Origin of the sequence: Micromonospora arida, assembly GCF_042873195.1 — a bacterium.
Taxonomy (GTDB): Bacteria; Actinomycetota; Actinomycetes; order Mycobacteriales; family Micromonosporaceae; genus Micromonospora; species Micromonospora arida.
Genome location: NZ_JBIALC010000006.1, coordinates 208,526 through 235,451, shown reverse-complemented (window position 1 = coordinate 235,451; position 26,926 = coordinate 208,526). Strand labels below are relative to the sequence as shown.

Here is a 26,926-nt window from a genome sequence, read left to right as displayed (position 1 = left end):
GTGCGCGACGGGCCCTGGTGGCCGGGGGAGGTGCGTCAGAGGTAGAGGCCGGTCGAGTCGTTCTCGATCCGCTCGGCGGCCACGGCGTGCACATCCCGCTCCCGCAGCAGCACGTAACCGCGGCCGTGCAGCTCGACCTCGGAGCGCTCGTCCGGGTCGAAGAGCACCCGGTCGCCGGAGACGATGGCGCGGACGTTCGGCCCCACCCCGACCGCGGTGGCCCAGGCGAGGCGCTTGCCGACCGCTGCGGTCGCCGGAATGACGATGCCAGCGGTGGAGCGGCGTTCGCCCTCACTGCCCTCCATTCGCACCAGCACACGGTCGTGCAGCAGGCGGATCGGCAGGCCGGCGTCGAGATCGTTGTCGGCGGTCACGTCGCAGACGCTACCGTGTGGCCGACGGCGGCCGGCCGGTGGTTACGCCGGAGGTGGTCGGGGCATTGTGTGGCGCAACCGCCCTACGGTGTCGGGAACGGACGTATGCTGTCCGACCTGTCGCCGTCGGCGGGCCGGGTTTTCTGCCAGGAGGTGCGCTTGAGCCGCTTCGAGCGGGTACGCGGGCGGCTTCGCCGCGCCTACCAGTCACGACAGGAGTCGGCGCGCGCCGACGAGGGCGTCCCCAGTGACGCGCTGAACGACGCGTCGGAGGCGGTGCGGGTGGCGTCGCCGGCCGTGCCGGGGCCGACCGCGCCGTCGAGCGCCACGGTCTACGGCGCTGAACCTCCGGTGGACCTGCACAGCTCCACCTCCAGCCGGGACGACGCCGACGTTCCGCACGGGCTGCGGATCGCCGCCGCGTGGTGTTGGCGACTGATCGTGATCGGCGTGGTGGCCTGGGCGCTGCTGCGGATCGTCGGCACGATCAAGATCGTGATCATTCCGCTGGCCATCGCGCTGCTGCTCTCCGCGCTGCTCGCCCCGGCCGTGGGCTGGCTGCTGCGGGCCCGGTTCCCCCGATCGCTGGCGACGGCGGTGGTGCTGGTCGGCGGCCTGGCCGCGGTGATCGGCACGCTGACGCTGGTGGTCAACGAGTTCATTCGTGGCGTACCGGAGCTGAGCGAGAAGTCCTCGGAGGGCGTCCGGCAGATCCAGAACTGGTTGAAGACAGGCCCGCTGCACCTCTCCGACGGGCAACTCGACCGCTACATCGAGGAGGCGCAGGGCTGGATCAACAACAACACCTCGAGGTTCACCAGCGGCGCGTTGAGCACCGCCGCGACGCTGGCCGAGGTGCTGACCGGCACGCTGCTGGTGCTCTTCGCGACGTTCTTCTTCCTGCGTGACGGCAACCGGATCTGGCGTTTCCTGGTCCGGCTGCTGCCGGTGGCCGCCCGGTGGAAGGTCGACGACGCCGGCCGCGCCTCCTGGCAGACGCTTGTCGCCTACGTTCGCGCGACCGTGCTGGTCGCCTTCATCGACGCGGTCGGCATCGGCATCTTCCTGGTCATCTTCGACATCCCGTTCGCCTTCCCGCTGGCCGCGCTGGTCTTCCTGGGCGCGTTCATCCCGATCGTCGGTGCGGCGCTCTCCGGTGGCGTGGCGGTGCTGGTGGCACTCGTCGACAGCGGCCCGGTCACCGCGTTGATCATTCTCGGTGTGGTGATCGGCGTCCAGCAGATCGAGGGGCACGTGCTCCAACCGCTGATCATGGGCCGGGCGGTGGCCCTGCACCCGCTCGCGGTGATCATCGGTATCGCCGCCGGTGTCGTACTCGCCGGGATCACCGGCGCGCTGGTCTCCGTGCCGCTCATCGCGGTGCTGAACACCGCGGTCCGCCGGCTCGCCGCCCGCAGGGTCCCGGACACCCCGCCCGACGCCGTGGTCGTCGCCTCACAGGCCCCCTGAGCAACACGACGCCGCGCTCGCCCGGCCCGCTCGATCACGCACGATCCTGGAAAGAGTGGCCTCCCCGCAGCGGGAGACCACTCTTTCCTCGTTGTAGTGCGATCTTGTCGCCGTGCCGTCGCCGCGGCGTCGCCCCCCGGGGGGCGTCAGGACTTGGCCAGGCGTTCCAGGGCGCCTCGGGCCACCTCGGGGCGGGTCGTGTACCAGAACGGGGGCAGCGAGCGGCGCAGGAACGGCCCGTAGCCTCGGGCCGTCTCCAGCCGGGAGTCGAGCACCGCCACCACGCCCCGGTCGCCGGTCGCGCGGATCAGCCGGCCCACCCCCTGAGCCAGCCTCACCGCCGCGATCGGCACGCTGACCGCTGAGAAGCCGGAGCCACCGCCCGCGTCCACGGCCGCCGCGCGGGCCGCCGCCAGCGGTTCGTCCGGGCGGGGGAAGGGCAGCCGGTCGATGACGACGAGCTGGCAGGCGTCACCCGGCACATCCACCCCCTGCCAGAGCGACATCACCCCGAACAGACAGCTGGCGCGCTCCTCGCGGAAGCGACGTACCAGCAGCGGCAACGCCTCCTCGCCCTGGAGCAACACCGGCAGGTCGGTCCGCGCGCGCAACAGCTCCGCCGCCTGCTGCGCGGCCCGCCGGGAGGAGAAGAGCCCGAGAGTACGACCACCGAGCGCCTCGACCAGCCCGAGCAGTTCCTCTCCGGCAGCCTCGGGCAGCCCGGAGACGCTGGGGCGGGGAAGGTGTGCGGCGACGTACAGGATGCCCTGCCGGGCGTAGTCGAACGGCGAACCAACGTCCAGTGACCGCCACCCGGGGCCCTCGGTGGCCGGGATGAGGGCGTTCGGGGTGACGTCGCCGGCGAGGCGACGGCCCGGCGCCTCGGCAGCCGGCCGGCCGGGGCCGGTGCGGGCGGCCAGCGCGGCCGCGGCGGGGCTCGGCGGGGCGGGCGGCGGCGCGTCCAGCCCGAGGGCGCGGGCGACCGTGTCGAACCGGCCGCCCAGCGCCAGGGTCGCCGAGGTGGCCACGACGGTGCGTTCGTCGTACAGGTGGGTGGCGAGGGTGCCGGCCACCGACAGCGGCGCGACCACCAGTGCCCGGCGGTTGCCGCTGTCGTTCTTCTCCACCCAGGCCACGTCGTGGTCGCCCTCCTCCAGTAACCGCTGCGCGGTGGTGGAGAGCTCGTCCAGGGCGGCCTTGGCCTGCTGCTTGCGGACCGGGTCGGGGTCGTCGGCCTTGATGTCGCCGATCGCGTCCAGGGCGGAGCGGGTCGCCGCGTCGAGCAGCGTGCACGCCTCCCGCAGCGGCGTCGGCAGCCCCGCGGTGATCCGCCCGGCCGGCGCCTCGGCCAGCCCGACCGCCAGGGCGTCACCGGCAGCGGTGAGCGCCTCGGCGGTCTCCGGGCGCAGCAGCGTACGAGCCCGCCGGGTGGTCCGGTCGATCAGCTCCGGCACCAGTTCCGCCTGGGCGGCGGAGGAGACCCGGTCGGCCAGCTCGTGCGCCTCGTCGACGATGAGCAGCTTGTGTGGCGGCACGATGTGCCGGTCGGCGAGCATGTCGACCGCGAGCAGGCTGTGGTTGGTCACCACGATGTCGGCCTCCCGGGCGCGGGCCCGCGACGCCTCGGCGAAGCACTCCTGCCCGAACGGGCAACGGGCCGCGCCGACGCACTCGCGGGCCGGCATCGACACCAGCCGCCAGGCCTGGTCGTCAACGCCCGGGTCCAGTTCGTCCCGGTCGCCGGTGGCGGTCTTCTCCGCCCAGTCGCGCAGCCGCTCGACCTGCTTGCCCAGCCGGCCCGCCTCACCGAGCCACTTCGTCCCGCCGCCGGGGCGCGCCGCGGGGGCGTCGAAGAGGGTGTCCTCCGGCTCCTCCTCGGTGGAGTTGTCCAGTCGGGCGAGGCAGAGGTAGTGGTGGCGGCCCTTGAGCACGGCGAAGGTGGGCCGACGGCCGAGCACCGGCTCGACCGCGTCGGCGAGCCGGGGCAGGTCGTGGTCGACCAGCTGGGACTGCAACGCCAGGGTGGCCGTGGAGACCACCACCGGGCCGTCCACAGTGAGCGCCGGCGCGAGGTAGGCAAGCGACTTGCCGGTGCCGGTGCCCGCCTGCACGAGCAGATGCTCGCCGCCGGCCACGCACTCCTCGATCGCCGTGGTCATCTGCAGTTGGCCGGGACGCTCCGCGCCGCCGGGCACCGCGCCGACCGCCGCCGCCAGCAGCTCGCTGCCACTGGGTCGGGCACCCCGCCGCCGGCCCTTGGCACGGGCCGACGGGGTGGCGGAACCGGTGGCGGTGCGGGGCGGAGTCACCGTGCGACGGTACCCGGCGCCGCCGACACCGGCCGCGCCCATCCGCCGCGTGGCGCGACGCCGACCGGGCCGGCGGTGCGGCCGACCTCGTCCGGTTACGGCCGCGCTACGACGCGTGGGCAGTATCGGTTAGGGTGCGAATCATGCCGAGCGACATGGTCCGCGTGATCTACCGCAAGTACGACGGCAGCGCCCACCGCGACTACCCGGCCCGCCGGCTCGCCGAGGACGATCTCGGCATCTGGCTCGGCGTGCCCGAGGGCACCGAGTCGGTCTACCACGGCCGGCCCTCGGTGGAGAAGATCCCGTTCGTGCTGTTGGTGCCACACCGCGCCTGGTGGACGGCCATGTTCAACCCCCCGCCCCGCACCAGCGAGGTCTACTGCGACATCACGACCCCGGCCCGTTGGGAGTCCGACGACACCGTCCACCTGATCGACCTGGATCTGGATGTCGTCCGGCGGCGGGCCACCGGCCTGGTGGAGCTGCTCGACGAGGACGAGTTCGCCGAGCACCGGGCCCGGTTCGGCTACCCGGACGACGTGGTGGCCGAGGCCGAGGCCGCGGCACAGCGGCTGTTCGGGGCCCTGGGTGACGGCACCGAGCCGTTCGCCACCGCGTACCGCAAGTGGTTGGCCCTGGTGGTCTGAGACCGCACGCCCGGTCGGGGTGGCTCACCAGCGTGGCGGCCAGCCGTCGTCGGCGTCCAGCGGCGGCAGGTCGGTCAGCTTCTCCGGGTTGAGCTGGTTGTAGATGGCGGTGATCCGGCCCTGGTCGACCGCGAACGCGGTGACCAGGCGGATCGGTCGCCCGTCGCTGTGCGTCGTCTCCAGCTGTAGGCCGAGAATGCCGTCGACGAGCACGGGCCGAGCCAGCATCCGGTCGACGTACCGACCGGTCCGGCCGAACAGGCCGAGCGTGAGGCGAGCCACGGAGTCCGCGCCGAGCACCGGCCAGCGGGCTGCCGGGAAGTGCCCGCCCGAGTCACCGACGAAGACCACGTCCGGCGCGAGCACGTGAAGCAGCTGGTCCAGCTCGCCGGACTCGGTGGCGGCGACGAACGCCTTGAGCACCCGGCGTTGCTCGGCCGGGTCGGCGGTGTGCCGGGGTACGTCCGGCGAGGTGACCGCCCGTCGGGCCCGGGAGGCGAGCTGCCGGGCCGCCACCTCGGTGGTGCCGAGCACCCCCGCGACCCGGGCGAACGGCAGTGCGAACACGTCGTGCAGCACGAGGGCGACCCGCTGCTCCGGCGCGAGCCGCTCCAGCACCACCAGCAGCGCCGTGCCGACCTGGTCGGTGCGGACCGCCCGCTCCGCCGGGTCGGGCGCGTAGCCGTCGGCCGTCGGCCGGCCGCCCAGCGGGCTCACCACCGGCTCCGGCAGCCACTGCCCCGGGTACGCCTCTCGGCGGACCCGGGCCGAGCGGAGCACGTCCAGGCAGATGCGAGCGCAGGTAGTGGTCAGCCACGCGGACAGGTCCCGGATCTCGGCGCGGGCCGCGGGCCCGGTCAGCGCCCCGGCGTAGCGCAGCCAGGTCTCCTGCACCGCGTCCTCCGCCTCGCTGCGGCTGCCCAGCATCCGGTGGGCCACCGCGAGCAGTCGGCCCCGCTCGGCCTCGAACTCCGTCGCCAACTCCTGCACGACCCACCACCTTTTCCGGTCGGCGTCCCGGCCTACATCCTCCCGCCGAGTCGACCCGCCGGCAGCCCCGAAACGGCCCGGTGGACCGGTGCCTGCCGTGGGCGGAGGTCGGTCGGTGCCGATCAGCGGGCCCGGGTCCGCAGGTGGCTCTCGGCGGGCGGAACGGCGGTGGGTGGGCGATGATCCGTGCATGAGCGCACCCGAGCAAGGGCAGGTCGTGGCACCGGACGGCGGTTCCGTGCGGGACCTGCTGCGGGTCACCGCGCCGGTGGATCTCGGCGCGATCGACCCGCGGTCCATGCCCGGCCTGCCGGAGCCCGCGGGCCGTGGTGAGCACCGTAAGACCTGGGCGCGGGAGCAGGTGGAGCTGGTCGGCGAGGAGCTGGGCCGGCAGCAGGAGATGCTCTTCGCGATGGCCAAGACCGGGTCGGAGCAGCCGGCGCACCGGGTGCTGCTGGTGCTCCAGGCCATGGACTGCGGCGGCAAGGACGGCACGATCAAGCGGGTGGCCGGCGCGATGAACCCGCTGGGCCTGCACATCCGCTCGTTCGGGCCGCCGACCCGCCAGGAGCTGCGGCACGACTTCCTCTGGCGGATCCGCCGGGAGCTGCCGCCGCCGGGGTACGTGGGGATGTTCAACCGTTCGCACTACGAGGACGTGTTGATCGCCCGGGTCGGCTCGCTGGTGCCGGAGACGACCTGGCGAGCCCGCTATGACGAAATCAACTCGTTCGAGCGGGAGTTGACCGAGGGCGGCGTCACCCTGATCAAGGTGATGCTGCACATCTCGTACGACGAGCAGGGCAAGCGCCTGTTGGACCGGCTCACCGACCCCCGCAAGCACTGGAAGTACAACCCCTCGGACATCGACTCGCGGGGGCACTGGGACGACTACCAGGCCGCGTACGCCGAGGCCCTGAGCCGGTGCGGCACGGACGCCGCGCCCTGGTTCGTGGTGCCGGCGGACCGCAAGTGGTACCGGGACTGGGCGGTGGCCCACCTGCTGCGTGAGACGTTCGACACTCTCGATCTGGGGTATCCGGCTGCCGATTTCGACGTGGCGCGGGAGCGGAAGCGGCTGTTGGCTGGGGGAGTGGGTGCGGGTGGGACGGCCGAGATGAACGGCAGGTGAACGACCGGTGAATGGTGCCTGGCCAGGGGTGGGCCGCCGAATTCCCGGTTCTGCCGTTTTCTAGCATTCACCGAGCGGGCGCTCTCGGGCGCCGCCACCCTTCCACCGACGCGACGAGGTCTGTGCTGTGAAGTTTTCCTTCCGCCCCACCGAGGGCGCCTTCTACGAGCTCTTCACCAGGGCCGCGCAGAACCTGGTCCGGGGCACCGCGCTGCTCAACGAGCTGGCCCTGCCCGGCGTGGACGTGCAGTCCGTCAGCGAGCGGCTGACCGAGGTCGAGCACGACAGCGACCAGATCACCCACGATCTGTACAAGAAGATCAACTCGACCTTCATCACCCCGTTCGACCGGGAGGACATCTACCGGCTCGGTTCGCTGCTGGACGACGTGATGGACCACCTGGAAGCGGTCGGCGACCTGCTCTACCTGTACGGGCTGACCGAGCTTCCGGCGCTGCCCCGCGAGCTGCACGAGATGGTCAACGTGCTCGACCAGCAGGCCAAGCTGACCGCCGACGCGATGCCCCGGCTGAAGTCGATGAAGGATCTCGAGGACTACTGGATCGAGTGCAACCGGCTGGAGAACGAGGGCGACCGGATCAACCGGCAGCTGCTCGTCCGGCTCTTCTCCGGTGAGTACGACGCGTTGACGGTGCTGAAGATGAAGGAGGTCGCCGACGAGCTGGAGGCCGCCTGCGACGCCTTCGAGCACGTGGCCAACACCGTCGAGACCATCGCCGTCAAGGAGTCCTGAGCCGGTGTCCCCTGAACTCATCGCCGTGCTGGCGGTGATCGCGGTGGCCTTGGCGTTCGACTACACCAACGGCTTCCACGACGCCGCCAACGCGATCGCGACAAGCGTCTCCACCCGGGCGCTGACACCCCGGATCGCCCTCGGCCTCGCCGCGGTCGGTAACTTCGTCGGCGCCCACTTCGGCGCCGGTGTGGCCAAGACGGTCGGCGACGGCCTGGTCACCCTCCCCACCGGGGTCGCCAGCCTCGGGGTGGTCTTCGCCGGTGTGCTCGGCGCCATCGCCTGGAACCTGATCACCTGGTACTTCGGTCTGCCCTCGTCGTCCTCACACGCGCTCTTCGGCGGCCTGGTCGGCGCGACCCTGCTCTCCACGGGCGGCATCGTGCAGTGGGTCACCATCGGCGAGAAGGTGCTCCTGCCGATGGTGCTCTCGCCGATCGTCGGCCTCACCCTCGGCTACGTGCTGATGCTGGCCATCCTCTGGCTGTTCCGAAAGGGGCAGCCGGGCAAGCTCAACCGGGGCTTCCGCTGGGCGCAGACCGCCTCGGCGGCCGCCATGTCGGTCGGTCACGGCATGCAGGACGCCGCGAAGACCATGGGCATCGTGGTTCTCGCCCTCTACACGGGCGGGTTCCAGGACGACAAGACCCACATCCCCGGCTGGGTGTTCTGGACCTCGGCCACGATGCTCGCCCTGGGTACCTACGCCGGCGGTTGGCGGATCATCCGCACCCTCGGCCGTAAGATCATCGACCTGGGCCCGCCGGAGGGCTTCGCCGCCGAGACGGTGGCGAGTGCGGTGCTCTACTTCAACGCACTGGTGCTGAAGGCGCCGATCTCGACCACCCACACCATCACCTCGGCGATCATGGGCGTGGGCGCGACCAAGCGGTTGTCCGCGGTCCGCTGGAACGTCGCCGGCAACATCGTGATCGCCTGGATCGTGACGTTCCCTGCCGCCGCGCTGATCGCGTGCGTCACGTACCTGCTGGTCCGGCCGCTCTTCGGCTGACCCGCCTGTCGGTCCACGCGGCTTGAGGGGTTCCCTTCCCGACGTCTCACGTTGGGAAGGGGACCCCTCCTGCGCTTCGTGCCGGACGCCGGAACTCGTCCTGTGGCCGGTCGAACCACTCAACCCAAATCGATCCCAGGCGCGTTTATCAGGTTGAGGTGTGACAGGAGGTCGTTGTGTGAGCCGTGCCGACCGCTACTCGGGTTTCCGGGAGTTCGCGGACGCCCATGGCGCCGCCCTGTCCCGGGCCGCCTACCTACTCACCGGCGATCACCAAGCGGCCGAGGACCTGCTGCAGGAGGCGCTCGCTCGTACAGCGGTGCACTGGCGGCGGGTGGAAGCCGGCGGGAACCCGGCCGCATACGTCCGGAAGGCGATGCTCAATCAGATGCGCTCGTGGCGGCGCCGCCGCACCCATGGTGAACTCCTTGGCGGACCGCCTGACCGGCCCGCCCGGGGCGATGTGGCGCACGAGGTCGCCCAACGTGAACTGTTGGCCGCGGCCCTGGCGTCCCTGCCGCCGAGGCAGCGCGCCGTGCTGTTCCTCAGGTACTACGAGGACCTGTCCGAGGTCGAGACTGCGCGCCGACTCGGCTGTGCCGTCGGAACCGTCAAGCGGCACAGCCACGACGCCCTGGTCACCCTGCGCCGGCTCAGCCCCGGCCTGTCCACCCAGTCCACCAGTGCGGAGGCGGCTCAGTGAACGACGACTTCCGCAACGTCTACCGGGAGTTGGCCGACGACGCCCGGAACTACTCCGACCCGGAGCGCGCATTGGCAGTGGGACGCCGTAGGCGGCGAACCATGCTTGCCGCTCCCGCATTGGCGGTCGCGGTAGCCGTTGTTGCCGTCGGCACCTGGGTGACACTGCGTCCGTCCATACCCACGGGCACGCCCGGCAACCAGGCGACCGAGGTGACGACAGCGGCCTCCTCGCCGGTGCCGACGCTCAGCCCTCCGCCGACCGCACCCGCCCTGCCGCCCGGAGCGGTGGGTCGGGCCAGCTTCGCCTATGCCGGGTGCCGGTCGGGTTGCCCGGGGCTTGCGGTGGTGGGCGACCGCCAGTTCATCATCCCCGGTCAGGAACGAAACCCGGGGTCGTCTGCCATGCTGCTGAGCTTGTCGCCAGACGGTCGTTGGCTCGGTTATCCGGCGGGCGACGGCTACGTGGTACGCGACCTCACCGGCACCCGGACGATGGCCTTCCCGCCGTCCGAAACCGGCTGGCGCACGGCCGCGTGGGTCTGGTCCGCAGACTCGAACCGCCTATTGGTCGGTGACTTCCGCGAGGGTAATGACAACACCTACACACTCGTGGACGTTCTCACCGGCAGCAGGACTCCGGCCGTGATGCCGGCCGCTCGTACCCCCCTCGCGTTGACCAATGAGGGGAAGATCGTTTCCCGTGCGCGCGACCAGCAATCCGAGCCCGTACGGGTGCTGATGCTCACGGTCTCTGCCATCGGCGATGCGACGGGGCGAAGTGTCACCATCGACGCCTCGGCGATCCTTGCTGAGAATGAGAGTCTCTTCCCAGGGTCGGTCTTCGTGGACCCCGACGCCGGCGGTTACCTCCTCGGGGTGGGCACCGCCGATGGCATCTCCACCGGAGTGTTGCGGGTGGCCGCCGACGGACGTGTCGTTGAGCGCGTCGTCGACGTGCCGCGCGACAACCGCGAGTTCTGGAACGTTCTCGGCGTCGGCGGTGATCGTCTGCTGCTCAGCCGGCAGACCAACGGCACAGGGCGGCGGGCCACCACCGTGGTCGCGGTGACCGGCAAAGCCCTGCGGGACCTTGTCGCTCTGCCACACGAGTCAATCGTGGCCGTGCCGGGCGCTTCTGCACGCTGACGGGCGGCACCAAGCCGTCTTGCAACTTGGTGCCGCCTCGACCTCATGACAGCGGGGACGGGGTGCCCCTCACTCGTAGCGCACGCCGATCTGCTCGCGGACCGTGTCCAGCAGGGCCATCACCTCGAGGGTCGTGGCGTGCGGCACCACCGGGCTCTCGGTCAGGCCGGCGGCCAGGCAGCGCTGCACCTCGATCGCCTCGTACTGGTAGCCGTTGCCGGCCCCGTCGGCGACGATCGTCTCCGGCTCCGCGCCGGCCCGGTGCAGGGTCACCGAACCCGGCCGGAAGAACGGCTCCGGCAGGTCGATCCGCCCCGTGGTGCCGGTGATCGAGGCGGTCTGCCCGCTCAACCCGACCATGCCGCAGCTCAGGGTCGCCAGTGCTCCGGTGTCATAGCCGAACAGCATGCCGGTGTTCTCGTCCGTCCCCTCCGGGCCGAGCTGCGCCCAGGACCGGATGTGCTGCGGCACCCCGAGCAGCAGGTGGGCCAGGCTGATCGGGTAGATCCCCAGGTCGAGCAGGGCGCCCCCGCCCAACGCCGCGTTGCGCATCCGGTGCTCCGGCGGGAACGGCCCGGCCACCCCGAAGTCGGCCCGCACGCCGGTCACCGTGCCGATTGCCCCGTCCGCGATCAGCTCGACCACCCGCAGGATCATCGGATTCAGCCGCATCCACATGGCCTCCATCAGGAAGACCCCGGCGGCGCGGGCGGTCTCCACCAACTCGGTGCTGGTGGCCAGGTCGAGCGTGAACGGCTTCTCCAACAGCACCGCCCGCCCGGCGGTGAGGCAGGTCATCGCCGCCTCGTAGTGCGCGGAATGCGGAGTCGCCACGTAGATCGCGTCCACCTCCGGGTCGGCGGCCAGCTCCACCCAGGAGCCGTAGGCGCGCTTCGCGCCGTACGTGTCGGCGAAGCGCTGTGCGCTCTCCGCGGCGCGGGAACCGACCGCGACCAACTCGGCGTCCGGCACCAGCCGGAGGTCTTCGGCGAAACGGCTGGCGATGTGGCCGGTGGCCAGGATGCCCCAACGAGTCATGCCGGAACGCTAGCCGAGCCGGGTGAACGGCCCGCTGCCCGGCCGGCGACCGCGACGACACCCCGACCCGACGCTTCGGGCCTGACGCCCTGATGAGCGTGATGACTCTGAGACATATTGATGCCTCAGAGTCATCATGCTCGTGGACCGAGCCGACCGCTCCACCGCCCAGCGCGCGGCCGGCGTTCCCCCGCGGGAACTAGGCTCGCGGGCATGACGATCGACAGTGACGGCTTCGCCGCCCCGGCCGCCCTGGTCGAGCACGCCCGCCGGTTCCAGGCCGAGGGTGGCACCCCGGCGACGCCGCGGGTCGCGGCCACCGTGCTGCTGCTACGTCCGACCGATACCGACTTCGAGGTGTACGTCATCCGCCGGGTCGCCGCGATGACCTTCGGCGGGATGTACGCCTTCCCCGGAGGTGGGGTCGACCGCTCCGACTCGGAGGCACACCTGGACTGGGCCGGCCCGACGCCGGACGAGTGGGCGGACCGGCTCGGCGTGGCCCCGCAGGCCGCCCAGGCGGTGGTCTGCGCCGCCGCTCGGGAGGTCTTCGAGGAGGCCGGCGTACTGCTCGCCGGCCCGAACCGGGAGACCGTGGTGGGCGACGTCAGCGGCGACGACTGGGAGGCGGCCCGGCAGGACCTGGAGGGACGGCGGCTGGGCTTCGCGGCGCTGCTCGCCGACCGTCAGCTCACCCTTCGGTCGGACCTGCTGCTGCCGTGGAGCCGGTGGATCACTCCCGAGTTCGAGCCGCGCCGCTTCGACACGTACTTCTTCATCGCCCTGTTGCCGGCGGGACAACGGACCCGCGACGTCTCCGGCGAGGCCGACCACACCCTGTGGATCCGCCCGGCGGACGCGCTGGCCCGCGCGCAGGCCGGCGAGCTGACCATGCTGCCACCGACCCTGGTCACGCTGGCCCAGGTGGCGGCGGCCGGCGACCTGGCCGGGGTGGCGCGGGCGGCGGCCGATCGAGACGCTGCCAGCCCGGTCACCCCGCGGCTGGACCTGCCCCCGGACGGCGAACCCCGCTTCGTCCTGGGCTGAGCCCTCACACTTCCCCGCAGTCTCGGCCCGCCCGCCCGCGCTGTTGCTCGCCCTCGATGCCCGCACCGCGACCGCCGCCGCCGCCGCGACCGCTGCCGTCGCCGCTGCCGTCGCCGTTGCCGCTGCCGTTGCCGCTGCCGTTGCCGCTGCCGTTGCCGCTGCCGTTGCCGTTGCCGTTGCCGTTGCCGCTGCCGTCGCCGCTGCCGTCGCCGTCGCCGTCGCCGTCGCCGTCGCCGCTGCCGTCGCCGTCGCCGTCGCCGTCGCCGTCGCCGTCGCCGTCGCCGCTGCCGTCGCCGTCGCCGTCGCCGCAAGATCGTGCTCAATCCAGGAAGTAGTGGTTTGGTCGCCCGGAGGAGGCCACTACTTCCATGTTCGAGCGCGATCTTGGGGGCGGGGCGAGGGCGGGATGGCCCGGCCGAGTGGCGGGGCCGGGCGGCGGGGCCGGGCGGCGGGGCCGGGCGGCGGGGCGGCGGGGCGGCCGGGCGGCGGGCGGCAGGGCGGCGGGCGGCAGGCCGTACGGGGCGGCCGGCGGCGGGGCGTGGGGCGGCGGGGCGACGCGGTGTCGGCGGCGGATATGGCACCGGCGCCCACGCCGGGAGGCGGGGCGCCGGTGACCGGACGTGGTCGGCTCAGCCGAAGCGGCCGGTGATGTAGTCCTCGGTCTTCTTCACGCTCGGGTTGCTGAAGATCTTCTGGGTGTTGTCGTACTCGATCAGCCGGCCCGGGTCGCCGGTCTTCTCGATCGAGAAGAAGGCGGTCCGGTCCGAGACACGCGCTGCCTGCTGCATGTTGTGCGTCACGATGATGATCGTGAACTTGTCCTTGAGCTGGAACATCAGGTCCTCGATCGCCAGCGTGGAGATCGGGTCCAGGGCGGAGCACGGCTCGTCCATCAGAACGACCTGCGGCTCGACCGCGATGGTCCGGGCGATGCAGAGCCGCTGCTGCTGACCGCCGGAGAGGCCCGCGCCGGGCTTGCCCAACCGGTCCTTGACCTCGCCCCACAGGTTCGCGGCGCGCAGGGCCTTCTCGGCCGCGTCTTCCAGGATCGACTTCTTGCGGACCCCGTTGAGCTTCAGCCCGGCCACCACGTTCTCGAAGATGCTCATGGTGGGGAACGGGTTCGGCCGCTGAAAGACCATGCCGATGGTGCGCCGGACCGCTGTGACGTCCACGTCCCGGTCGTAGATGTCCTGGTCGTCGATGGTCAGGCTGCCCTCGACCCGGGCCCCCGGCAGCACCTCGTGCATCCGGTTGATCGACCGCAGGAACGTCGACTTGCCGCAACCGGACGGCCCGATGAGGGCGGTGACCGTCTTCGGCTCGACCGTCAGGTTGATGTTCTCGATTGCCTTGAAGCCGCCGTAGTACGCGGTGACGTTCGAGGCGGAGACGCGCTTGGCCATGGTGGGACCTCCGGGGGTCATCGGCTGAGCCTGTTGCGACGGGCCAGCAGCTTCGCCGCGATCGTCAGGATGAGCACGAGGGCGACCAGGGTGAGTGCCGCGGTCCACGCCCGTGCCGGGGCGTACTTCGACGCGTCGCCGGCCTGCTGGTAGACGAAGAGGGACAGCGACGACTGGTTGTTCTCGAAGGGGTTGGTGTTGATCGCGGCGCCACCGCCGGCGACCAGCAGCACCGGGGCGGTCTCACCGGCCGCGCGGGCGATGGCGAGCATGACGCCTGTGACGATGCCGGGCAGCGCCGTCGGCAGCACCACCCGCAGGATGGTCTTCCACTTGGGTACGCCGAGCGCGTACGCGCCCTCGCGCAGTGGCGCCGGTACGAGGCGGAGCATCTCCTCGGTGGACCGGACGATGGTGGGCAGCATGAGCACGCTCAGCGCGAGCGCGGCGGCGAAGCCGGAGAAGCTGGGTCGACCGTCGTTGAACCACGGCGACACGATCAGCACCCAGAACGCCAGCACGAAGAGGCCGGAGACGATCGACGGAATGCCGGTCATCACGTCCACGAAGAACCGGATCGCGAAGGCGAACTTGCCGCGCCCGTACTCGACGATGTAGATCGCGCAGAGAACGCCGAGCGGGACGGTGATCAGGGTGGCGATGCCGACCTGCTCCAGCGTGCCGACGATCGCGTGGTACGCGCCGCCGTTGGCGTCCCGGGCCCCGATGTTGTTCATCGAGGTCTGGAAGAAGTTGACGTCCAGTCGGTCGGCGCCCTTGCTGACCAGCGTCCAGACCACCGACACGAGCGGCAGTACCGCCAGCACGAAGGCGGAGTGGATCAGCGCGCTCCAGGTGCGGTTGCGGGCCGACCGGCGCCCCTCGACCGCGTTGGCGGCGGCGAAGAGCCCGACCAGGTAGAGGATCGCACCGAGGACGATCACGAGGACCGGGCCGCCGATGCTGGTGCCGTAGACGAGCACGGCGGAGAGCGCCAGGGCCGCCACGGCGATGGCCGGGGCGGCGTACCAGGGCAGCCGCTTGGCCCGCAGCGAGTCGGGTTGGGCCGGCGGTCGGGTGCGGTGGGAGGTGGCGGTTGTGGTCATGCGGCCGACTCCGTGAACTCCCGGCGGCGGTAGATGATCGCCCGCGCCGTGATGTTGACGATCAGCGTGATGGTGAACAGAACCAGACCGGAGGCGATGAGCGCGCCACGGCCGGTCTCGTTCGCCTCGCCGAACGCGTTGGCGATGTTGGCGGCGATGGTGTTGCCGCCGTTCTGGATCAGGTTGAACGAGATGCCGAAGGTGATGCCGAGGGTCAGCGCCAGGGCGATGGTCTCGCCGAGCGCCCGGCCGAGGCCGAGCATCATCGCGGCGATGATGCCGGGACGGCCGTAGGGCAGCACCGCGGTGCGGAGCATCTCCCAGCGGGTGGCGCCCAGGGCGAGGGCGGCCTCCTCGTTCGCGGTGGGGGTCTGGAGGAACACCTCGCGGGAGAGCGAGGTGATGATCGGCAGCACCATGATCGCGAGCACCAGCGCGCCGAGCATGACGGACGCCCCGAAGGGGCCGTCGCCGCCGAAGAGCGGGATCCAGCCGAAGTGCTGGTTCAGCCAGACCGAGAAGTCCCGGACGGGGCTGCTGAAGACGTCCCGTCCCCAGAGGCCGAAGACCACGCTCGGTACGGCGGCCAGCAGGTCGACCAGGAAGCCGAGCGCGGTGCCCAGCCGGCGCGGCGCGTAGTGCGAGAGGTAGAGCGCGATGCCGAGCGCCACCGGCACCGCGATGAGCAGTGCGAGGGCCGAGCTGAGCACGGTGCCGAAGGCGAGCGCACCGATGCCGAACTTCGGCTCCGTCTCGTTGGGGGACCAGCCCTCGTAGGACCAGAAGTTCTCGGTGTTGGCGCGTAGGGCCGGCACCGCCTTGGCGACCAGGAAGATCGCGATGGCGGCGATGATGACCAGAACGGCGGTGCCGGCGGCCAGGGTGAGACCGCGGAAGGCCCGCTCGGCGCCGAACTTGCGGCTGCGCGGCAGCGCGCCGCCGCCGCCCAGCCCGGTGCCGCCCGGGGAACGGGTGCTGACTGGTGCCTCGGCCACACGCGCCGAGGCACCGGCGGGCCACTCGTGACTCTGGGTCACGCGCGTCCCGCCGGTGCCGGCGTCGGCCGAGCGGTGAGGGGTTTCACCCATCTGCTCGCTCGATTCGGTTGCGGAGGTGTGGAATCGGGTCAGGAGAGGTTCTTGACCGCGGTCTCGACCTTGGTGCGGACCGTCTCCGGCAGCGGGGCGTAGCCCAGCTCGGTGAGAGAGGCCTGGCCCTCGGCGCTGGCGGCGTGGCCCAGCAGGCCCTTGACCAGCTTCAGCTTGTCGGCCGCGAGGCCCTTGCTGCAGACGATCTCGTACGTCGCCAGGACGATCGGGTAGGCCCCGGCCTCCTTGGTGTTGTAGTCGATCTTCAGCTTGAGGTCGTCGCCCTGACCCTCGATGGCAGCGCCGGCGATGGTCTTGCCGGCCGCGTCGGCGGTCAGCGCGGCGAACTCGCCGTTGCCGTTGCCGATCTTCGACATCTTCAGACCGGCGTTCTCGGCGAACGACCACTCCATGTAGCCGATGGAGCCGTCCGCGCCCTTGACCCGGCTGGCCACGCCGTCCGAGCCCTTGGCGCCGGTGCCGCCCGGGGCCTTCCACGCCTTGGCGTTGCCCAGGGTCCAGTCGCTCTCAGCGGTCTTCGAGAGGTACTTGGTGAAGTTGTCGGTGGTGCCCGACTCGTCCGAGCGGTGCACGGTCTGGATCGTGGTCGCCGGGAGCTTGGCGTCCGGGTTGTCGGCCTTGATCGTGGCGTCGTCCCACTTGGTGACCTTGCCGGCGAAGATCTTCGCCAGGGTGGCCGGCTTGAGCTGGAGGTTGTCCACGCCGCTGACGTTGTAGGCGACGGCCACCGGGCCGATCACCATCGGCAGGTGGATGGCCTTGCCACCGACGCACTTGGCGTCCGCCTGCGGCTGCTCCTCCGGCTTGAGCGCGGAGTCGGAACCGGCGAAGTCGGCGGTCCCGGCGATGAACGCCTGGATGCCGGCGCCCGAGCCGGAAGCCTCGTAGTTGATCGTGGTGCCCTGGCACTTCTGCTGGTACGCCTTGATCCACTCGGCCATGGCGTTCTTCTGAGCCGACGAGCCCTGGGCGTTCAGCGTGCCGGTGGCGCAGTCGACCGCGGCGGTCGAGCCCGAAGCACTCGCGCCGGAGGCGGGCTCGTTGTTGTCCGAGCCGCATGCACTGAGGCCGAGCGTCGCGGCAAGAGCGAGGCAGGCAATAGTGCCGTACCGCTGGAGCTTCACCTGAGGGGTTTCCCTTCGCGTCTGACTTGGCGCCCCGATCCCGGGGCCCGAGGACCGGCACTGACCGGCTGACACGAAAGTTAGAAGTGCCAGGTGGCCGGTTCGCCGGTCGCAAGTGAACGCAAGGTGAACACGTACGGCCCCTGAGGTGACCGCTTGCCGAGGGTGAGTTGTCCGTTAAGTGAACCCGGGTACACCTGTCGGAAGTATGGCCATATTTCCGGTTCGGCGTTATCCCGCCGATGCTCGGCCGTTACCCGTCGGTGACGCGGTCGCAGCGACGGCCGACGGTCAGCCCAGGTGGTAGTTGATGTGCGCGGACCAGCGGGCGAAGCCCAGCCGCTCGTAGAGCGCGACGGCACCGGTGTTCGAGTCGTCCACGAAGAGCATCACCCGGTCGAGGCCACGCTTGTCCCGCAGGTGTGCCAACCCGGCGGTGGTCAGGGCCCGGCCGAGTCCGCCACCGTGCGCGGTCGGCTCCACCCCCAGGACGTACACCTCGCCGATCCGGGCCGACCCCGGCCGCTCGTGCACCTTGGTCCAGTGGAATCCGAGCAGTCGCCCGGTCGCGGTCTCCTCGGCGAGCAGGAAGCCCGCCGGGTCGAACCACGGCTCGGCGAGGCGGACCCGCAGGTCGTCCGACGTCCACCGGCCCTGTTCGGGGTGCTCGGCGAAGGCCCGTGCGTTGAGGGTCAACCAGGCGGCGTCGTCCGCCCCGGGCCGGAACGCGCGTAGCGCGACACCGTCGGGCAGGCGCGGCTCACCCAGCGGGGCCGCCAACGGCCGGCGCAACTGCCAGAGCACCCGGGCGCGGGTGAAGCCGAGGTCGACGGCGAGCGCGGCGGCCGAGGGGTGGTCGCCGTGCGCCCACGCCCGCAGCGGCCCGGTGGCCGAGGCGAGTACGCCCCGGGCGAGCGCCCGCCCGGTGCCCCGTCGCCGGTACGCGGGGTGCACCACCAGTTCGACCCCGATCCCACCGACCGGGTCGGTGGTGTCCAGGTGCGCGTACCCGGTGAGGGTGCCGTCGTCGGCGCGGGCGATCAGATGAACGGCGGGGGCGTCGGCGTCGCGCAGCCGCAGCAGGACGTGTTCGTCGAGCGGGTCCGCTCCGTCCGTGTCACCTGCGGCGCTGGCGAGGGCGAGTACGTCGGCGATCTCCGCCGGCGCCAGTTGGTCGCTCCGGGTCACCTGGTCGCTGGTCGGCTCCGCGCTGCTCATCCCGCCACCGTATCCGTTGCGTGTCGTGACCCCCGGAGCGTCGCTGTAAAGCCGCGGCTCACGTCGGGTCGGTGGGGAGGGCCTCCAGCTCGAACCGGGCGGTCAGGTCGGGCAGGATCCGGCGCAGCGCGTCGACCGTGCCCTGCCGGTCCCCACCGGCGTCGTGCAGCAGCACCACCGAGCCGGGTTCGGCCTGGCCAAGCACCGTCGCGGTGATCTTGCTGGCGCCGGGTAGCTCCCAGTCCGACGGATCCACCGACCAGTGCAGTGGGGTCATGCCGAGCTGCCGCGCCACCGACACCACCGGGTACGTCCAGGCTCCGCCCGGCTGGCGGTACCAGACGATCGGGGCGTTCGGCACCGCCGCCCGGATCGCCGCGTTGGTGCGCAGGAGGTCGGAGCGGATCGCGTCGGCCGACCGGGTGCCCAGGCCCACGTCGTGGTGCCAGGAGTGGTTGCACAGGGTGTGCCCGGCGTCCACGATCGACTGGACCAGCTCGGGGTGGTTCTGCGCGTTCTCGCCGACCACGCAGAACGTGGCGCGCACGTCGTATTCGCGCAGGACGGCGAGGACCTGCGGCGTGTAGCGCGGGTCCGGCCCGTCGTCGAAGGTCAGCGCGAGCCGCGGGGTGCCGGTGGTGGCGTGCGCGCCGAACAGGTTGTCGCCTCCGGCGTCCCGTCCGGAACCGTCCTGGCCGGTCTCGGCTGGGCCGGTCCCAGCCGCGCTTGCGCTGGCGCTCGGGGTTCCGCCCGGCCCGCCAACGCCGGGCTGGTCGGCGTAGTGCGGTCCGTCGGCGCTCGTGGTGACGCCGGTGGACTGCCGGGGCGTCTGGTCGGGGACGAGGCTGCGGCCGAGCACGTACGCGGAGCCGAGCAGCCCCGCCACCACCAGCGTCACGATCCCCGCGGCCCGCGCGGTGGAGCTGCCCCGCGTCACGACTTCCGCCTGGCTTGCCGGTCACGCCGGCCCGTCGCCCCCGTGTTCAGTGCGCGCACCGTCGCCCCTTTCTCCGACAAACCCGGCAGTCAGAATAGATCCGCCAAGCTGCGCAAAAAGGGCATATGGGAAATCGCCCGGAGAGGTCTCCGGATCAGACCGGCAGGGGCGCGTGCTCCGCCTCGGGAAGCGACCGCGACGGCGGGACGACGAACTTGTAGCCGACCTGGCGGACGGTGCCGATCATCGACTCGTACTCCGAGCCGAGCTTGGCGCGCAGTCGCCGGACGTGCACGTCCACCGTGCGGGTGCCGCCGAAGTAGTCGTAGCCCCAGACCTCGCGCAGGAGCTGGTCCCGGGTGAACACCCGGCCCGGGTGCTGGGCCAGGAACTTCAACAGCTCGAACTCCTTGTAGGTGAGGTCGAGCGGACGGCCCTTCAGCTTGGCCGCGTAGGTGTCCGGGTCGATGGTCAGTTCACCGGCCCGGATCGAGCCGCCCGCGCCGGCGGTCGCGTTGCTGAGCCGGCCCACCGCCAGCCGCAGCCGTGCCTCGACCTCGGCGGGGCCGGCCGAGGCGAGGATGACGTCGTCGACGCCCCAGTCGGCGTTGAGGGCGATCAGGCCGGCCTCGGTCACCACCGCGACCAACGGCACGCCGAGCCCGGTGGCGTGCAACATCCGGCAGGTCGCCCGGGCCTCGCTCAACTCCGATCGGGCATCCACCATCACCGCGTCCGGGCTGGGGCCCGCGACCAGTGTGCGAACATCACGCGGCGCGGTGCGGACCGAGTGCGGCAGCAGGTCGAGCGCCGGCAGCACAGCCGACGGTTCTCCTGCGCGTGCGGTCACCAGCAGCAGGATCTCCACGATCACCTCCGTCCCGGCGGCGCGAGGCCGCACGCGACCAGTCGCACTCATCAAGGAGTGCGCTGAGAAATTGCGTGGTCCCGGCGTCGCTGACGGGCGGGTAACGCGATGAGCGTAACCGATCGCCTCGGCCGCGCCGTCAGGTCATTTCCCGTTTGTCTATCTTGCCCCTGATCGTGGCAAGGATTTTAACGTCGCCGAAACCCGTGACCACCGCGTCGGGCCGTCGGTCTGGCACGATCGGGTCGTGTTTCCCTCCACCTCGCCCGAGGCCGGCCGTGAATCGTGGCCCGCTGGGCCCCAGCCGGGCCCGGCCGCCGCAGCGACGCGCGGCCAACCGCCCGCGCCGCGTACCGGTCCGGCCACCACCGATGGCGACCGCCGCGAACGGGGTGGGCCGCGCCGTGCCCGTCGCGCCGGCGAGCCGGCCCGCCGATCCGAAGACGAGATCGACGAGCCGGAAGAGGAGGTCATCCCCCCGGTCGCGGTGCACCGTCAACTGGCGCTGACCATCGCCGGCTTCGCCGCGCTGCTCGGTGTCGGCCTGGTGCTCGGCGCGCAGACGTCGGGCCCCGGTCACCGGCTGCCGTTCGCCTTCATCATCTTCGGCGTCCAACTACTGTTCGTGCTCGCCTGGACGATGGCCATGCGTCCGCCCGCGCTGTTGGTGGTCGCCGGGATCAGCGCCGTGGTCGCGGCGCTGGCCGACATCGCCGCGGTGCAGACCGACGTCGCCGGCCTGGCGCCACTGGGCTACCTGGCCGCCGGCGGGTTCCTCGCCGCCGTGCTCGGCCAGCTGGTTCGTCGGGTCGACCGGGTCCGGGTCACCGACTCCCTCGGCGCCACGCTGCTCATCGTGGTGGGGGTGGTGGCCTTCGGCACCCTGATCGTGCTCAGCCGGATCCCGGCCGGCACCCAGGCGATCACCGTCTGCCTGACCGCGAGCGGTGTCGCGCTCACCGTCGCCCGACTCACCGACGCCGTCCTGCCCTGGCCCCGGCTCGCCCCGCAGGTGCCCCGGGGCGCCGCCGGCGTGGTGGCCGGCGCGATGGTCGGCACGCTGACCAGCGCCCTCCTCGGCAGCTACCTGGTGGCTCCCTTCACGCCGACCCGGGCCGCCGTGATCGGCCTGGTCGCGGCGGTCACCGCCGTCCTCTCCGACCTCGCCGTGGGGTACGCGGAGGCAGGCCGGTTGATGGCCGGCGAACCGCCCACGATGTGGGTGGCCCGGCACATGCAGGGCCCGCTCGGCGGTTTCGCCCTGGCGGCGCCCGCCGCGTACGCCATGTGCATGCTCTTCCTCTGAGTCACGATTGAGCGCTGGGCCGGTCGGGTACCTACGGGTGCGCCGCCCCGCGGCGTCGGTACAAACGATCCGTCGCGGCGCGACGGGCGGAGACAGGAGGCGGCGTGGCGCAGGACTATCCGGTGAACGAGGCGCGACCCCGACGGCGTGGACGCAAGCTGCTCATCGGGCTGTTCGTGCTGCTCCTGCTGCTGGCGGGGTTGCTGGTGGTCGCCGACCGGGTCGCGGTCGGGGTCGCCGAGCGGATGATCGCAGACCGGGTCCGCCAGGAGATCACCAAGCAGGGCGCGCAATCCGCCGAGCCCGATGTGGAGGTGGGCGGCACGCCGTTCCTCACCCAGGTGCTGGATGGCCGTTACAAGCGGATCACCATCAACCTGCGGGACGTGCAGGCCCCGGTCGAGGGCGACGCCGTCCGGCTGCCGGTGCTCGATGTGACCGCCCGCAACGTCCGGGCCTCGCTGGACACCCTGCGCACCGGCCAGGGTGACGTCGTGGCGGACACCGTCAACGGTGCCGGCACGATCAGCTACGAGAGTCTGGCCGCGCTGCTGAACCGCCCGGGTCTCACCCTCGGCGAGCAGAACGGCAAGCTCGCCGTCACGGGTCCGGCCGACATCCTCGGTCAGAAGATCACGATCAGCGGCACCGCCGACGTCACCGTCGCCGACAACGGCGCGGTCGCCCTGCGGTTCAACGACCTGGACGCCGCGGGTCTGCCGAACCTGCCGCTGGCGCGCGGCCTGTTGAACAACTTCGCCAAGAGCATCTCCATCGACGTTCCCCTGCCGGAGTTGCCGTTCCAGCTCGCGGTCCGGGAGGTCCGTCCACTGCCGGAAGGGCTGGCGGTCACCGCCGACGCCAAGAACGTGCCGATCAACTCCGCTGGCTGACGCCGGAGGCGCGGTGGGACGCCGACATCCTCGGCGATCCCGGCGATTCCCGGATGGTGGTCGGCCCAGTGGCAGCACGGTCACTGGCTGGTAGGCTCCCTGGCTATGGGGACCCACCTCACCAAACGGCGCGCGGTCGACCTGTGCCGCGTGGCCACCTGCCTGTGTCGCCCCGTCATCTGACGGCGGGGCTGTCTCCGGCCGCCTGACGGCGGCCACCGGCACAGGGTTCTCGCACCCTCCGGTTATCCCACCGAACGCCCGGCAGCGGCGCCGTCGCACGAACCCGTGATCCCGTCCTTCCGCTGGGTCCCGCGCGTGGTGCGACAGTTATACCCATCGATTCGCGCGCGTTGGCTCACCATCCATCCTCACCAGGGAGTGATTCGATGAGTCGCGACACCGCACTCGTTTCGGCCGAGTGGGCCGAGAAGAACCTCGACGCCCCGGGCGTCGTCTTCGTCGAGGTCGACGAGGACACCTCGGCCTACGAGACCGGCCACATCGCCGGCGCCATCAAGATTGACTGGAGGACCGACCTCCAGGACCAGGTTCGCCGGGACTTCGTCAACAAGACGCAGTTCGAGGCGCTGCTCTCCGAGCGGGGCATCAGCAACGACGACACCGTCATCCTGTACGGCGGCAACAACAACTGGTTCGCCGCGTACGCCTACTGGTACTTCAAGCTCTACGGCCACCGTGACGTGAAGCTGCTCGACGGCGGCCGCAAGAAGTGGGAGCTGGACGCCCGCCCGCTCGTCACCGACGCGGTGTCCCGCCCGGCGACGCAGTACGTCGCGCAGGAGCCGGACACCTCCATCCGGGCCTTCCGCGACGAGGTCGTCGCCGCGATCGGCACCAAGAACCTGGTCGACGTGCGCAGCCCCGACGAGTTCGCCGGTCGCCTGCTCGCCCCCGCCCACCTGCCGCAGGAGCAGGCGCAGCGGGCCGGCCACATCCCCACCGCGATCAGCGTGCCGTGGTCCAAGGCGGCCAACGAGGACGGCACCTTCCGGTCCGACGACGAGCTGCGCAAGATCTACGGCGACGCGGGGCTCGACGACGGCAAGGAAACCATCGCGTACTGCCGGATCGGTGAGCGCTCGTCGCACACCTGGTTCGTGCTCCAGGAGCTGCTGGGTCACCGCAACGTCAAGAACTACGACGGCTCCTGGACCGAGTACGGCTCGCTGGTCGGTGTGCCGGTCGCGCTCGGCGACGAACCCGGGGAGGCATGATCATGACTCTTCCCATCGCCGCAGGTTGCGCCGCACCGGACCAGGCCGCGCCGCTGCCGGCCAGCCTGGACCTGGAGAAGGAAACCGTCATCACCGGCATCGTCCGTTCCGCCGAGGCCGAGCCGGTGCCGGGCGCGTACGTCCGGCTGCTCGACTCGACCGGTGAGTTCACCGCCGAGGTGGTCACCTCAGCCGCCGGGCAGTTCCGGTTCTTCGCCGCGCCGGGTTCCTGGACGCTGCGGGCGTTGTCCCGGCACGGCAACGGTGACACCGCTGTCACTGCCGGCCGAGGCGTCAACGAGGTTGCCGTCACCGTCGCCTGACCCACTGCTCTGATCGACCGGGGCCGGTCACCCTCCCGAGGGTGGCTGGCCCCGGTCGTTTCTTCGCAGCGTCAGTAAGCTCGCATCCTGCTCTGGTTGTCGGCGGGGGCTGAGTCGGGCGGAACCACCTTGTAGTGCAGCTCCTCCAGCGCCCGAGCGGCGATGCCCGGAGCGTCGCGTACAGCAGCCAGTAGTTGAAGCTTGCGCCACTCCTCCCGACCTTCGTCGACTGCGTTTCGCCATCCCTCGACCGTGTCGACGGAGAACTCTTCCACGACGGCCTGCAGGACATCCTCGACACAGGGCCGAAAACGGTGCCCGCCGAGCGGGAAATGGAACTTGGCAAGCCGCGGTACCTCGTGCCGGCGCTTACGGGCTTTCGGGCGTCCGCTCGGCCCGTCCTGCATGACAAAGGCGAATTCGTCGCGGTGACCATGCACGTGTAGGTGGGCACAGGGCACGCCGGGCTGGAACTCCCGGACGTACTCGTAGCGGAACAAGGGCGCCTTGTCGCCCTTGGGTGTGACATGGAGCCAGGAGGCATCCGTGGCCAGGTGTCTGCCGCTCGAGTCCATGCAGCAGTTGAACTTGATTAGCAGGTCAAGGCGGTGCTTGTTGTCGATGTACAGCGGAAACGTGCCGAAATCGTCTCCCTCGACGATGCCCACCATGACGCGACCGCCGTTCCTGCCAGGCATCAGCAGCGCGGACAGGTGCTTCTCTGTCCTCACCACTCGTTGCACTCGGCTGGTTATGTCGTCGGCGAAAGCGCTGGCCCGGGCGATCAGGTCCGGAGAGACGGGAGTCCCGTCAGTCGTCATCGCCGAGCAGGTAGTCAATGGAGCGGACCATCTCGTAGACGCTGCGCTCGTCGGCGCGGAGTTCGAAGTTGCGCCCCAGGTCATAAAGCGTCTCTTTGTTCATATGGACACGCTCCAGGAGCCGCGCTCGCCACTCTCGCAGCTCCTGCTGGGTCTTGACGATGGCGGTGCCCATTGCTGGTCCTCTCGCCGTCGACGACGTCGCTGTTGGCGTCACCCTAGTGCCTCCCTCCGACGACGCGGACCGCGTTGCGGATCCTCGTGTCACTAGTCCACTACCCACCGTCAATCGATGGCACCCGCTCTTCGGTTGCGCTGGTGTCGGTTCCACGACAGTGGTTGCGAGTGATGCGGCGACGCGGGGCGGGAGCGGTCCGTCTTGTGGTAATCGGGGAAAAGCTTGTGTTGCCAACAGCGCAGGCGGTCCAACCAAGTCCATCGGCGTACGTCACTATCTAGGTGTGGAGATCACGGTTGGTGCGGACAGCGACGTGTCCGTTCAAAGGGTTCCGATCATCGTTTGCGTCAGCGCGGATGCCTTGATGCTTGAGCGGGTGCGGCGACAGCTCGACGGAGTTGGTCAGGTGGTGAGCTGCGAAGACCTGGTCCAGTTACGGGCACTGCTGTTCTCGTCGCCGAGTGCCCCGGCGCCGGCCGTCAGGCCGGTCCCCCCAGGGGTGGAGGCGCGGGGCCTCGTGAAGTGGGGTGAGCTGGTCGTCGACCGGGCCGGACACCGGGTCACCTGGCGCGGCGAGGTGCTCCCGCTGACCCCCACCGAACGGGAGTTGCTCACCCTGCTCATCGGCCCACCGCTGGTGGTGTGGAGCTACGAACGGCTCTGCGTCTCCGCGCTGGGTGACGCGGACACCGCAGCGCTGCAATCCACCATCAGACGGCTTCGTCGCAGGCTGCGGGGCCTCCCGGGCGGACCGCAGGTGCACACCGTGCGGGGCGTCGGCTACCGGCTCGACCCGCCGCCCCGGCTGAACGACCACTGACCCGCAGTCGCTCCGTCGCGCCGACCGCATCCGCTGCCGGCCCGGCGGCGGGCCCGTGACACCATGGCCGGGTGAGCGGTGCTGTCCAGACGGGTTGGGCCTCTTCGGCCGGCCCTGCCGCGCCGACACCGGCCGGGTCGCGGCGGCGTTGGCTGCTGGCCGTGACCGTGGCCTGGGCGGTGCTGCTGGCCGGGCTCACCTGGATATCGGTGCGAAACGACCCGCCGACCGTGCGCGAACAGCGCTCCCTCGATCAGGCCGGCCCGGTGGTCGACCGGGCGGTCGGCGAGTTGGCCCGCGCGGCAGGTGCGGCCGGTCTGCTGGAACTGGGCCCCGCGCGGGTCGCGTCCGGCTGCCGGGTGACCCCGTTCGCCGACGGGGCGAGGCTGCGGCGCGAGGTAGGGGTGCTCGCGGCCACCGGTGACGAGCGGGCCGTGCTGGCCGGCATCGCCGAGCGGCTGCCGGCGAGCTGGCGCGCCGGAGTCGGGCCCGGCGTGGACGGCCCCGAGCTGCGCGCCGACGCCGGAGAATTCGTGGCCGTCGAGGGCCGGCCGACCGTCGACGGCCGGGTGCGACTGGTCGTCGACACCGGTTGCCGGCCGGTCGGCACCGGATACACGCCGGCCCTGGCCACCGCCGGCGACCCGGAGGCCGCCGCGCTGACCGCCGCGCTGCGGGCCCTCGACCGGCCGGGCGACGCCGCTTCGGAGCTGGTCACCGCGCCCTGCCCGGGCGGCGGGCTCGCCCGTACCGCATGGTCCGCGAACGGTCCCGGCCCGCCGGCCTCGGCGGCCGCACTCGCCCCGCTGGCCGGTAACGGCCCACTGCTGGACCAACCCCCGGTGTACGCGTACCGCAGCGGTGTCGTCACGGTGCTGGCCGAGATCAGCCCGGACGCCACCCGACTGGCCGCCACCGTCGGCTGCTCGGGCTGAGCTGAGCAGCCGCTCGG

Annotated in this window: 28 protein-coding genes; 15 read left to right on the top strand and 13 right to left on the bottom strand. The window is 71.4% G+C overall.

Going from position 1 to position 26,926, the window contains the following annotated elements:
• Positions 1 to 35: 35 nt before the first annotated feature.
• Positions 36 to 374, bottom strand: a complete 339-nt coding sequence (locus ACFYP0_RS19935) for a GroES family chaperonin (RefSeq protein WP_091402887.1) — start codon at positions 372 to 374, stop codon at positions 36 to 38.
• Positions 375 to 533: 159 nt separating this feature from the next.
• Between ACFYP0_RS19935 and ACFYP0_RS19930 the strand changes: the two genes are divergently transcribed.
• On the top strand, positions 534 to 1,844 hold the full coding sequence (locus ACFYP0_RS19930) for an AI-2E family transporter (RefSeq protein WP_386997073.1): 1,311 nt from the start codon (positions 534 to 536) through the stop codon (positions 1,842 to 1,844).
• Between the two features lie 146 nt (positions 1,845 to 1,990).
• Here ACFYP0_RS19930 and ACFYP0_RS19925 read toward each other — a convergent pair whose 3' ends face one another.
• Complete coding sequence (locus ACFYP0_RS19925) at positions 1,991 to 4,195, bottom strand: ATP-dependent DNA helicase (protein ID WP_386997071.1); 2,205 nt, start codon at positions 4,193 to 4,195, stop codon at positions 1,991 to 1,993.
• 101 nt (positions 4,196 to 4,296) lie between these two features.
• Between ACFYP0_RS19925 and ACFYP0_RS19920 the strand changes: the two genes are divergently transcribed.
• Complete coding sequence (locus ACFYP0_RS19920; RefSeq protein WP_124861055.1) at positions 4,297 to 4,803, top strand: DUF402 domain-containing protein; 507 nt, start codon at positions 4,297 to 4,299, stop codon at positions 4,801 to 4,803.
• A 24-nt stretch (positions 4,804 to 4,827) separates the two neighbouring features.
• On the opposite strand, the gene sigJ is transcribed toward ACFYP0_RS19920, so the two are convergent.
• Entirely contained in the window at positions 4,828 to 5,793 is a 966-nt protein-coding gene (gene sigJ, locus ACFYP0_RS19915) for an RNA polymerase sigma factor SigJ (RefSeq protein WP_355497371.1), read from the bottom strand.
• A gap of 190 nt (positions 5,794 to 5,983) precedes the next feature.
• Here sigJ and ACFYP0_RS19910 point away from each other — a divergent pair, with 190 nt between their 5' ends.
• From ACFYP0_RS19910 to ACFYP0_RS19890, 5 genes are all read left to right on the top strand, one after another.
• Positions 5,984 to 6,925 carry a PPK2 family polyphosphate kinase gene (locus ACFYP0_RS19910; RefSeq protein ID WP_355497368.1) on the top strand — a complete coding sequence of 314 codons (942 nt, stop codon included), beginning with the start codon at positions 5,984 to 5,986 and terminating at the stop codon, positions 6,923 to 6,925.
• Between the two features lie 127 nt (positions 6,926 to 7,052).
• On the top strand, positions 7,053 to 7,679 hold the full coding sequence (locus ACFYP0_RS19905) for a DUF47 domain-containing protein (RefSeq protein ID WP_053655020.1): 627 nt from the start codon (positions 7,053 to 7,055) through the stop codon (positions 7,677 to 7,679).
• Positions 7,680 to 7,683: 4 nt separating this feature from the next.
• Entirely contained in the window at positions 7,684 to 8,691 is a 1,008-nt protein-coding gene (locus ACFYP0_RS19900; RefSeq protein ID WP_124861061.1) for an inorganic phosphate transporter, read from the top strand.
• A gap of 178 nt (positions 8,692 to 8,869) precedes the next feature.
• Positions 8,870 to 9,394 carry a SigE family RNA polymerase sigma factor gene (locus ACFYP0_RS19895; protein ID WP_355497365.1) on the top strand — a complete coding sequence of 175 codons (525 nt, stop codon included), beginning with the start codon at positions 8,870 to 8,872 and terminating at the stop codon, positions 9,392 to 9,394.
• A gap of 29 nt (positions 9,395 to 9,423) precedes the next feature.
• Entirely contained in the window at positions 9,424 to 10,542 is a 1,119-nt protein-coding gene (locus ACFYP0_RS19890; protein ID WP_386997067.1) for a hypothetical protein, read from the top strand.
• A 69-nt stretch (positions 10,543 to 10,611) separates the two neighbouring features.
• Here ACFYP0_RS19890 and ACFYP0_RS19885 read toward each other — a convergent pair whose 3' ends face one another.
• The gene (locus tag ACFYP0_RS19885; RefSeq protein ID WP_355497360.1) at positions 10,612 to 11,580 is read right to left on the bottom strand and encodes a Gfo/Idh/MocA family protein; all 969 of its coding nucleotides are present in this window, start codon (positions 11,578 to 11,580) and stop codon (positions 10,612 to 10,614) included.
• 213 nt (positions 11,581 to 11,793) lie between these two features.
• Between ACFYP0_RS19885 and ACFYP0_RS19880 the strand changes: the two genes are divergently transcribed.
• On the top strand, positions 11,794 to 12,627 hold the full coding sequence (locus ACFYP0_RS19880) for an NUDIX hydrolase (protein ID WP_355497357.1): 834 nt from the start codon (positions 11,794 to 11,796) through the stop codon (positions 12,625 to 12,627).
• A gap of 629 nt (positions 12,628 to 13,256) precedes the next feature.
• Here ACFYP0_RS19880 and pstB read toward each other — a convergent pair.
• The 7 genes from pstB to ACFYP0_RS19845 form a co-directional block, all read right to left on the bottom strand.
• Positions 13,257 to 14,033: a phosphate ABC transporter ATP-binding protein PstB gene (gene pstB / locus ACFYP0_RS19875; RefSeq protein ID WP_112584183.1), complete on the bottom strand. Its 777-nt coding sequence runs from the start codon at positions 14,031 to 14,033 to the stop codon at positions 13,257 to 13,259.
• Between the two features lie 17 nt (positions 14,034 to 14,050).
• The gene (pstA, locus tag ACFYP0_RS19870; RefSeq protein WP_124858918.1) at positions 14,051 to 15,139 is read right to left on the bottom strand and encodes a phosphate ABC transporter permease PstA; all 1,089 of its coding nucleotides are present in this window, start codon (positions 15,137 to 15,139) and stop codon (positions 14,051 to 14,053) included.
• The gene (pstC, locus tag ACFYP0_RS19865; RefSeq protein WP_112606114.1) at positions 15,136 to 16,227 is read right to left on the bottom strand and encodes a phosphate ABC transporter permease subunit PstC; all 1,092 of its coding nucleotides are present in this window, start codon (positions 16,225 to 16,227) and stop codon (positions 15,136 to 15,138) included. Before pstC ends, pstA begins: the two co-directional genes overlap by 4 nt.
• 38 nt (positions 16,228 to 16,265) lie before the next feature.
• Entirely contained in the window at positions 16,266 to 17,372 is a 1,107-nt protein-coding gene (gene pstS, locus ACFYP0_RS19860) for a phosphate ABC transporter substrate-binding protein PstS (protein ID WP_124858920.1), read from the bottom strand.
• A gap of 291 nt (positions 17,373 to 17,663) precedes the next feature.
• Complete coding sequence (gene mshD / locus ACFYP0_RS19855; protein ID WP_124858921.1) at positions 17,664 to 18,590, bottom strand: mycothiol synthase; 927 nt, start codon at positions 18,588 to 18,590, stop codon at positions 17,664 to 17,666.
• A 58-nt stretch (positions 18,591 to 18,648) separates the two neighbouring features.
• A complete protein-coding gene (locus ACFYP0_RS19850; protein WP_124858922.1) occupies positions 18,649 to 19,527 on the bottom strand; it encodes a polysaccharide deacetylase family protein in 879 nt (292 codons plus the stop codon).
• A 154-nt stretch (positions 19,528 to 19,681) separates the two neighbouring features.
• Positions 19,682 to 20,401: a winged helix-turn-helix transcriptional regulator gene (locus ACFYP0_RS19845; RefSeq protein ID WP_181518701.1), complete on the bottom strand. Its 720-nt coding sequence runs from the start codon at positions 20,399 to 20,401 to the stop codon at positions 19,682 to 19,684.
• Positions 20,402 to 20,642: 241 nt separating this feature from the next.
• Between ACFYP0_RS19845 and ACFYP0_RS19840 the strand changes: the two genes are divergently transcribed.
• The 5 genes from ACFYP0_RS19840 to ACFYP0_RS19820 all read left to right on the top strand — a co-directional run bounded on the left by ACFYP0_RS19840 (position 20,643) and on the right by ACFYP0_RS19820 (position 24,155).
• Positions 20,643 to 21,701 (top strand): hypothetical protein, encoded by a 1,059-nt coding sequence (locus ACFYP0_RS19840; protein WP_124858923.1) that lies wholly within the window; start codon positions 20,643 to 20,645, stop codon positions 21,699 to 21,701.
• Between the two features lie 104 nt (positions 21,702 to 21,805).
• Complete coding sequence (locus tag ACFYP0_RS19835) at positions 21,806 to 22,594, top strand: LmeA family phospholipid-binding protein (RefSeq protein ID WP_124858924.1); 789 nt, start codon at positions 21,806 to 21,808, stop codon at positions 22,592 to 22,594.
• A gap of 105 nt (positions 22,595 to 22,699) precedes the next feature.
• Complete coding sequence (locus ACFYP0_RS19830; RefSeq protein ID WP_310503780.1) at positions 22,700 to 22,777, top strand: Ms5788A family Cys-rich leader peptide; 78 nt, start codon at positions 22,700 to 22,702, stop codon at positions 22,775 to 22,777.
• A gap of 206 nt (positions 22,778 to 22,983) precedes the next feature.
• Positions 22,984 to 23,832, top strand: a complete 849-nt coding sequence (locus tag ACFYP0_RS19825) for a sulfurtransferase (RefSeq protein WP_112584191.1) — start codon at positions 22,984 to 22,986, stop codon at positions 23,830 to 23,832.
• Between the two features lie 2 nt (positions 23,833 to 23,834).
• On the top strand, positions 23,835 to 24,155 hold the full coding sequence (locus tag ACFYP0_RS19820) for a DUF1416 domain-containing protein (RefSeq protein ID WP_130405043.1): 321 nt from the start codon (positions 23,835 to 23,837) through the stop codon (positions 24,153 to 24,155).
• Positions 24,156 to 24,226: 71 nt separating this feature from the next.
• Here the strand turns inward: ACFYP0_RS19820 and ACFYP0_RS19815 are convergent, their stop codons facing one another.
• Entirely contained in the window at positions 24,227 to 24,976 is a 750-nt protein-coding gene (locus tag ACFYP0_RS19815) for a hypothetical protein (RefSeq protein WP_355497347.1), read from the bottom strand.
• The gene (locus ACFYP0_RS19810) at positions 24,966 to 25,151 is read right to left on the bottom strand and encodes a hypothetical protein (protein ID WP_196919975.1); all 186 of its coding nucleotides are present in this window, start codon (positions 25,149 to 25,151) and stop codon (positions 24,966 to 24,968) included. Before ACFYP0_RS19810 ends, ACFYP0_RS19815 begins: the two co-directional genes overlap by 11 nt.
• Positions 25,152 to 25,518: 367 nt before the next feature.
• On the opposite strand from ACFYP0_RS19810, the gene ACFYP0_RS19805 reads away from it, so the two are divergent.
• Both ACFYP0_RS19805 and ACFYP0_RS19800 read left to right on the top strand, forming a co-directional pair.
• A complete protein-coding gene (locus tag ACFYP0_RS19805) occupies positions 25,519 to 25,974 on the top strand; it encodes a winged helix-turn-helix domain-containing protein (RefSeq protein WP_355497345.1) in 456 nt (151 codons plus the stop codon).
• 71 nt (positions 25,975 to 26,045) lie between these two features.
• Positions 26,046 to 26,909: a hypothetical protein gene (locus tag ACFYP0_RS19800; RefSeq protein ID WP_386997062.1), complete on the top strand. Its 864-nt coding sequence runs from the start codon at positions 26,046 to 26,048 to the stop codon at positions 26,907 to 26,909.
• Positions 26,910 to 26,926: the final 17 nt, after the last annotated feature.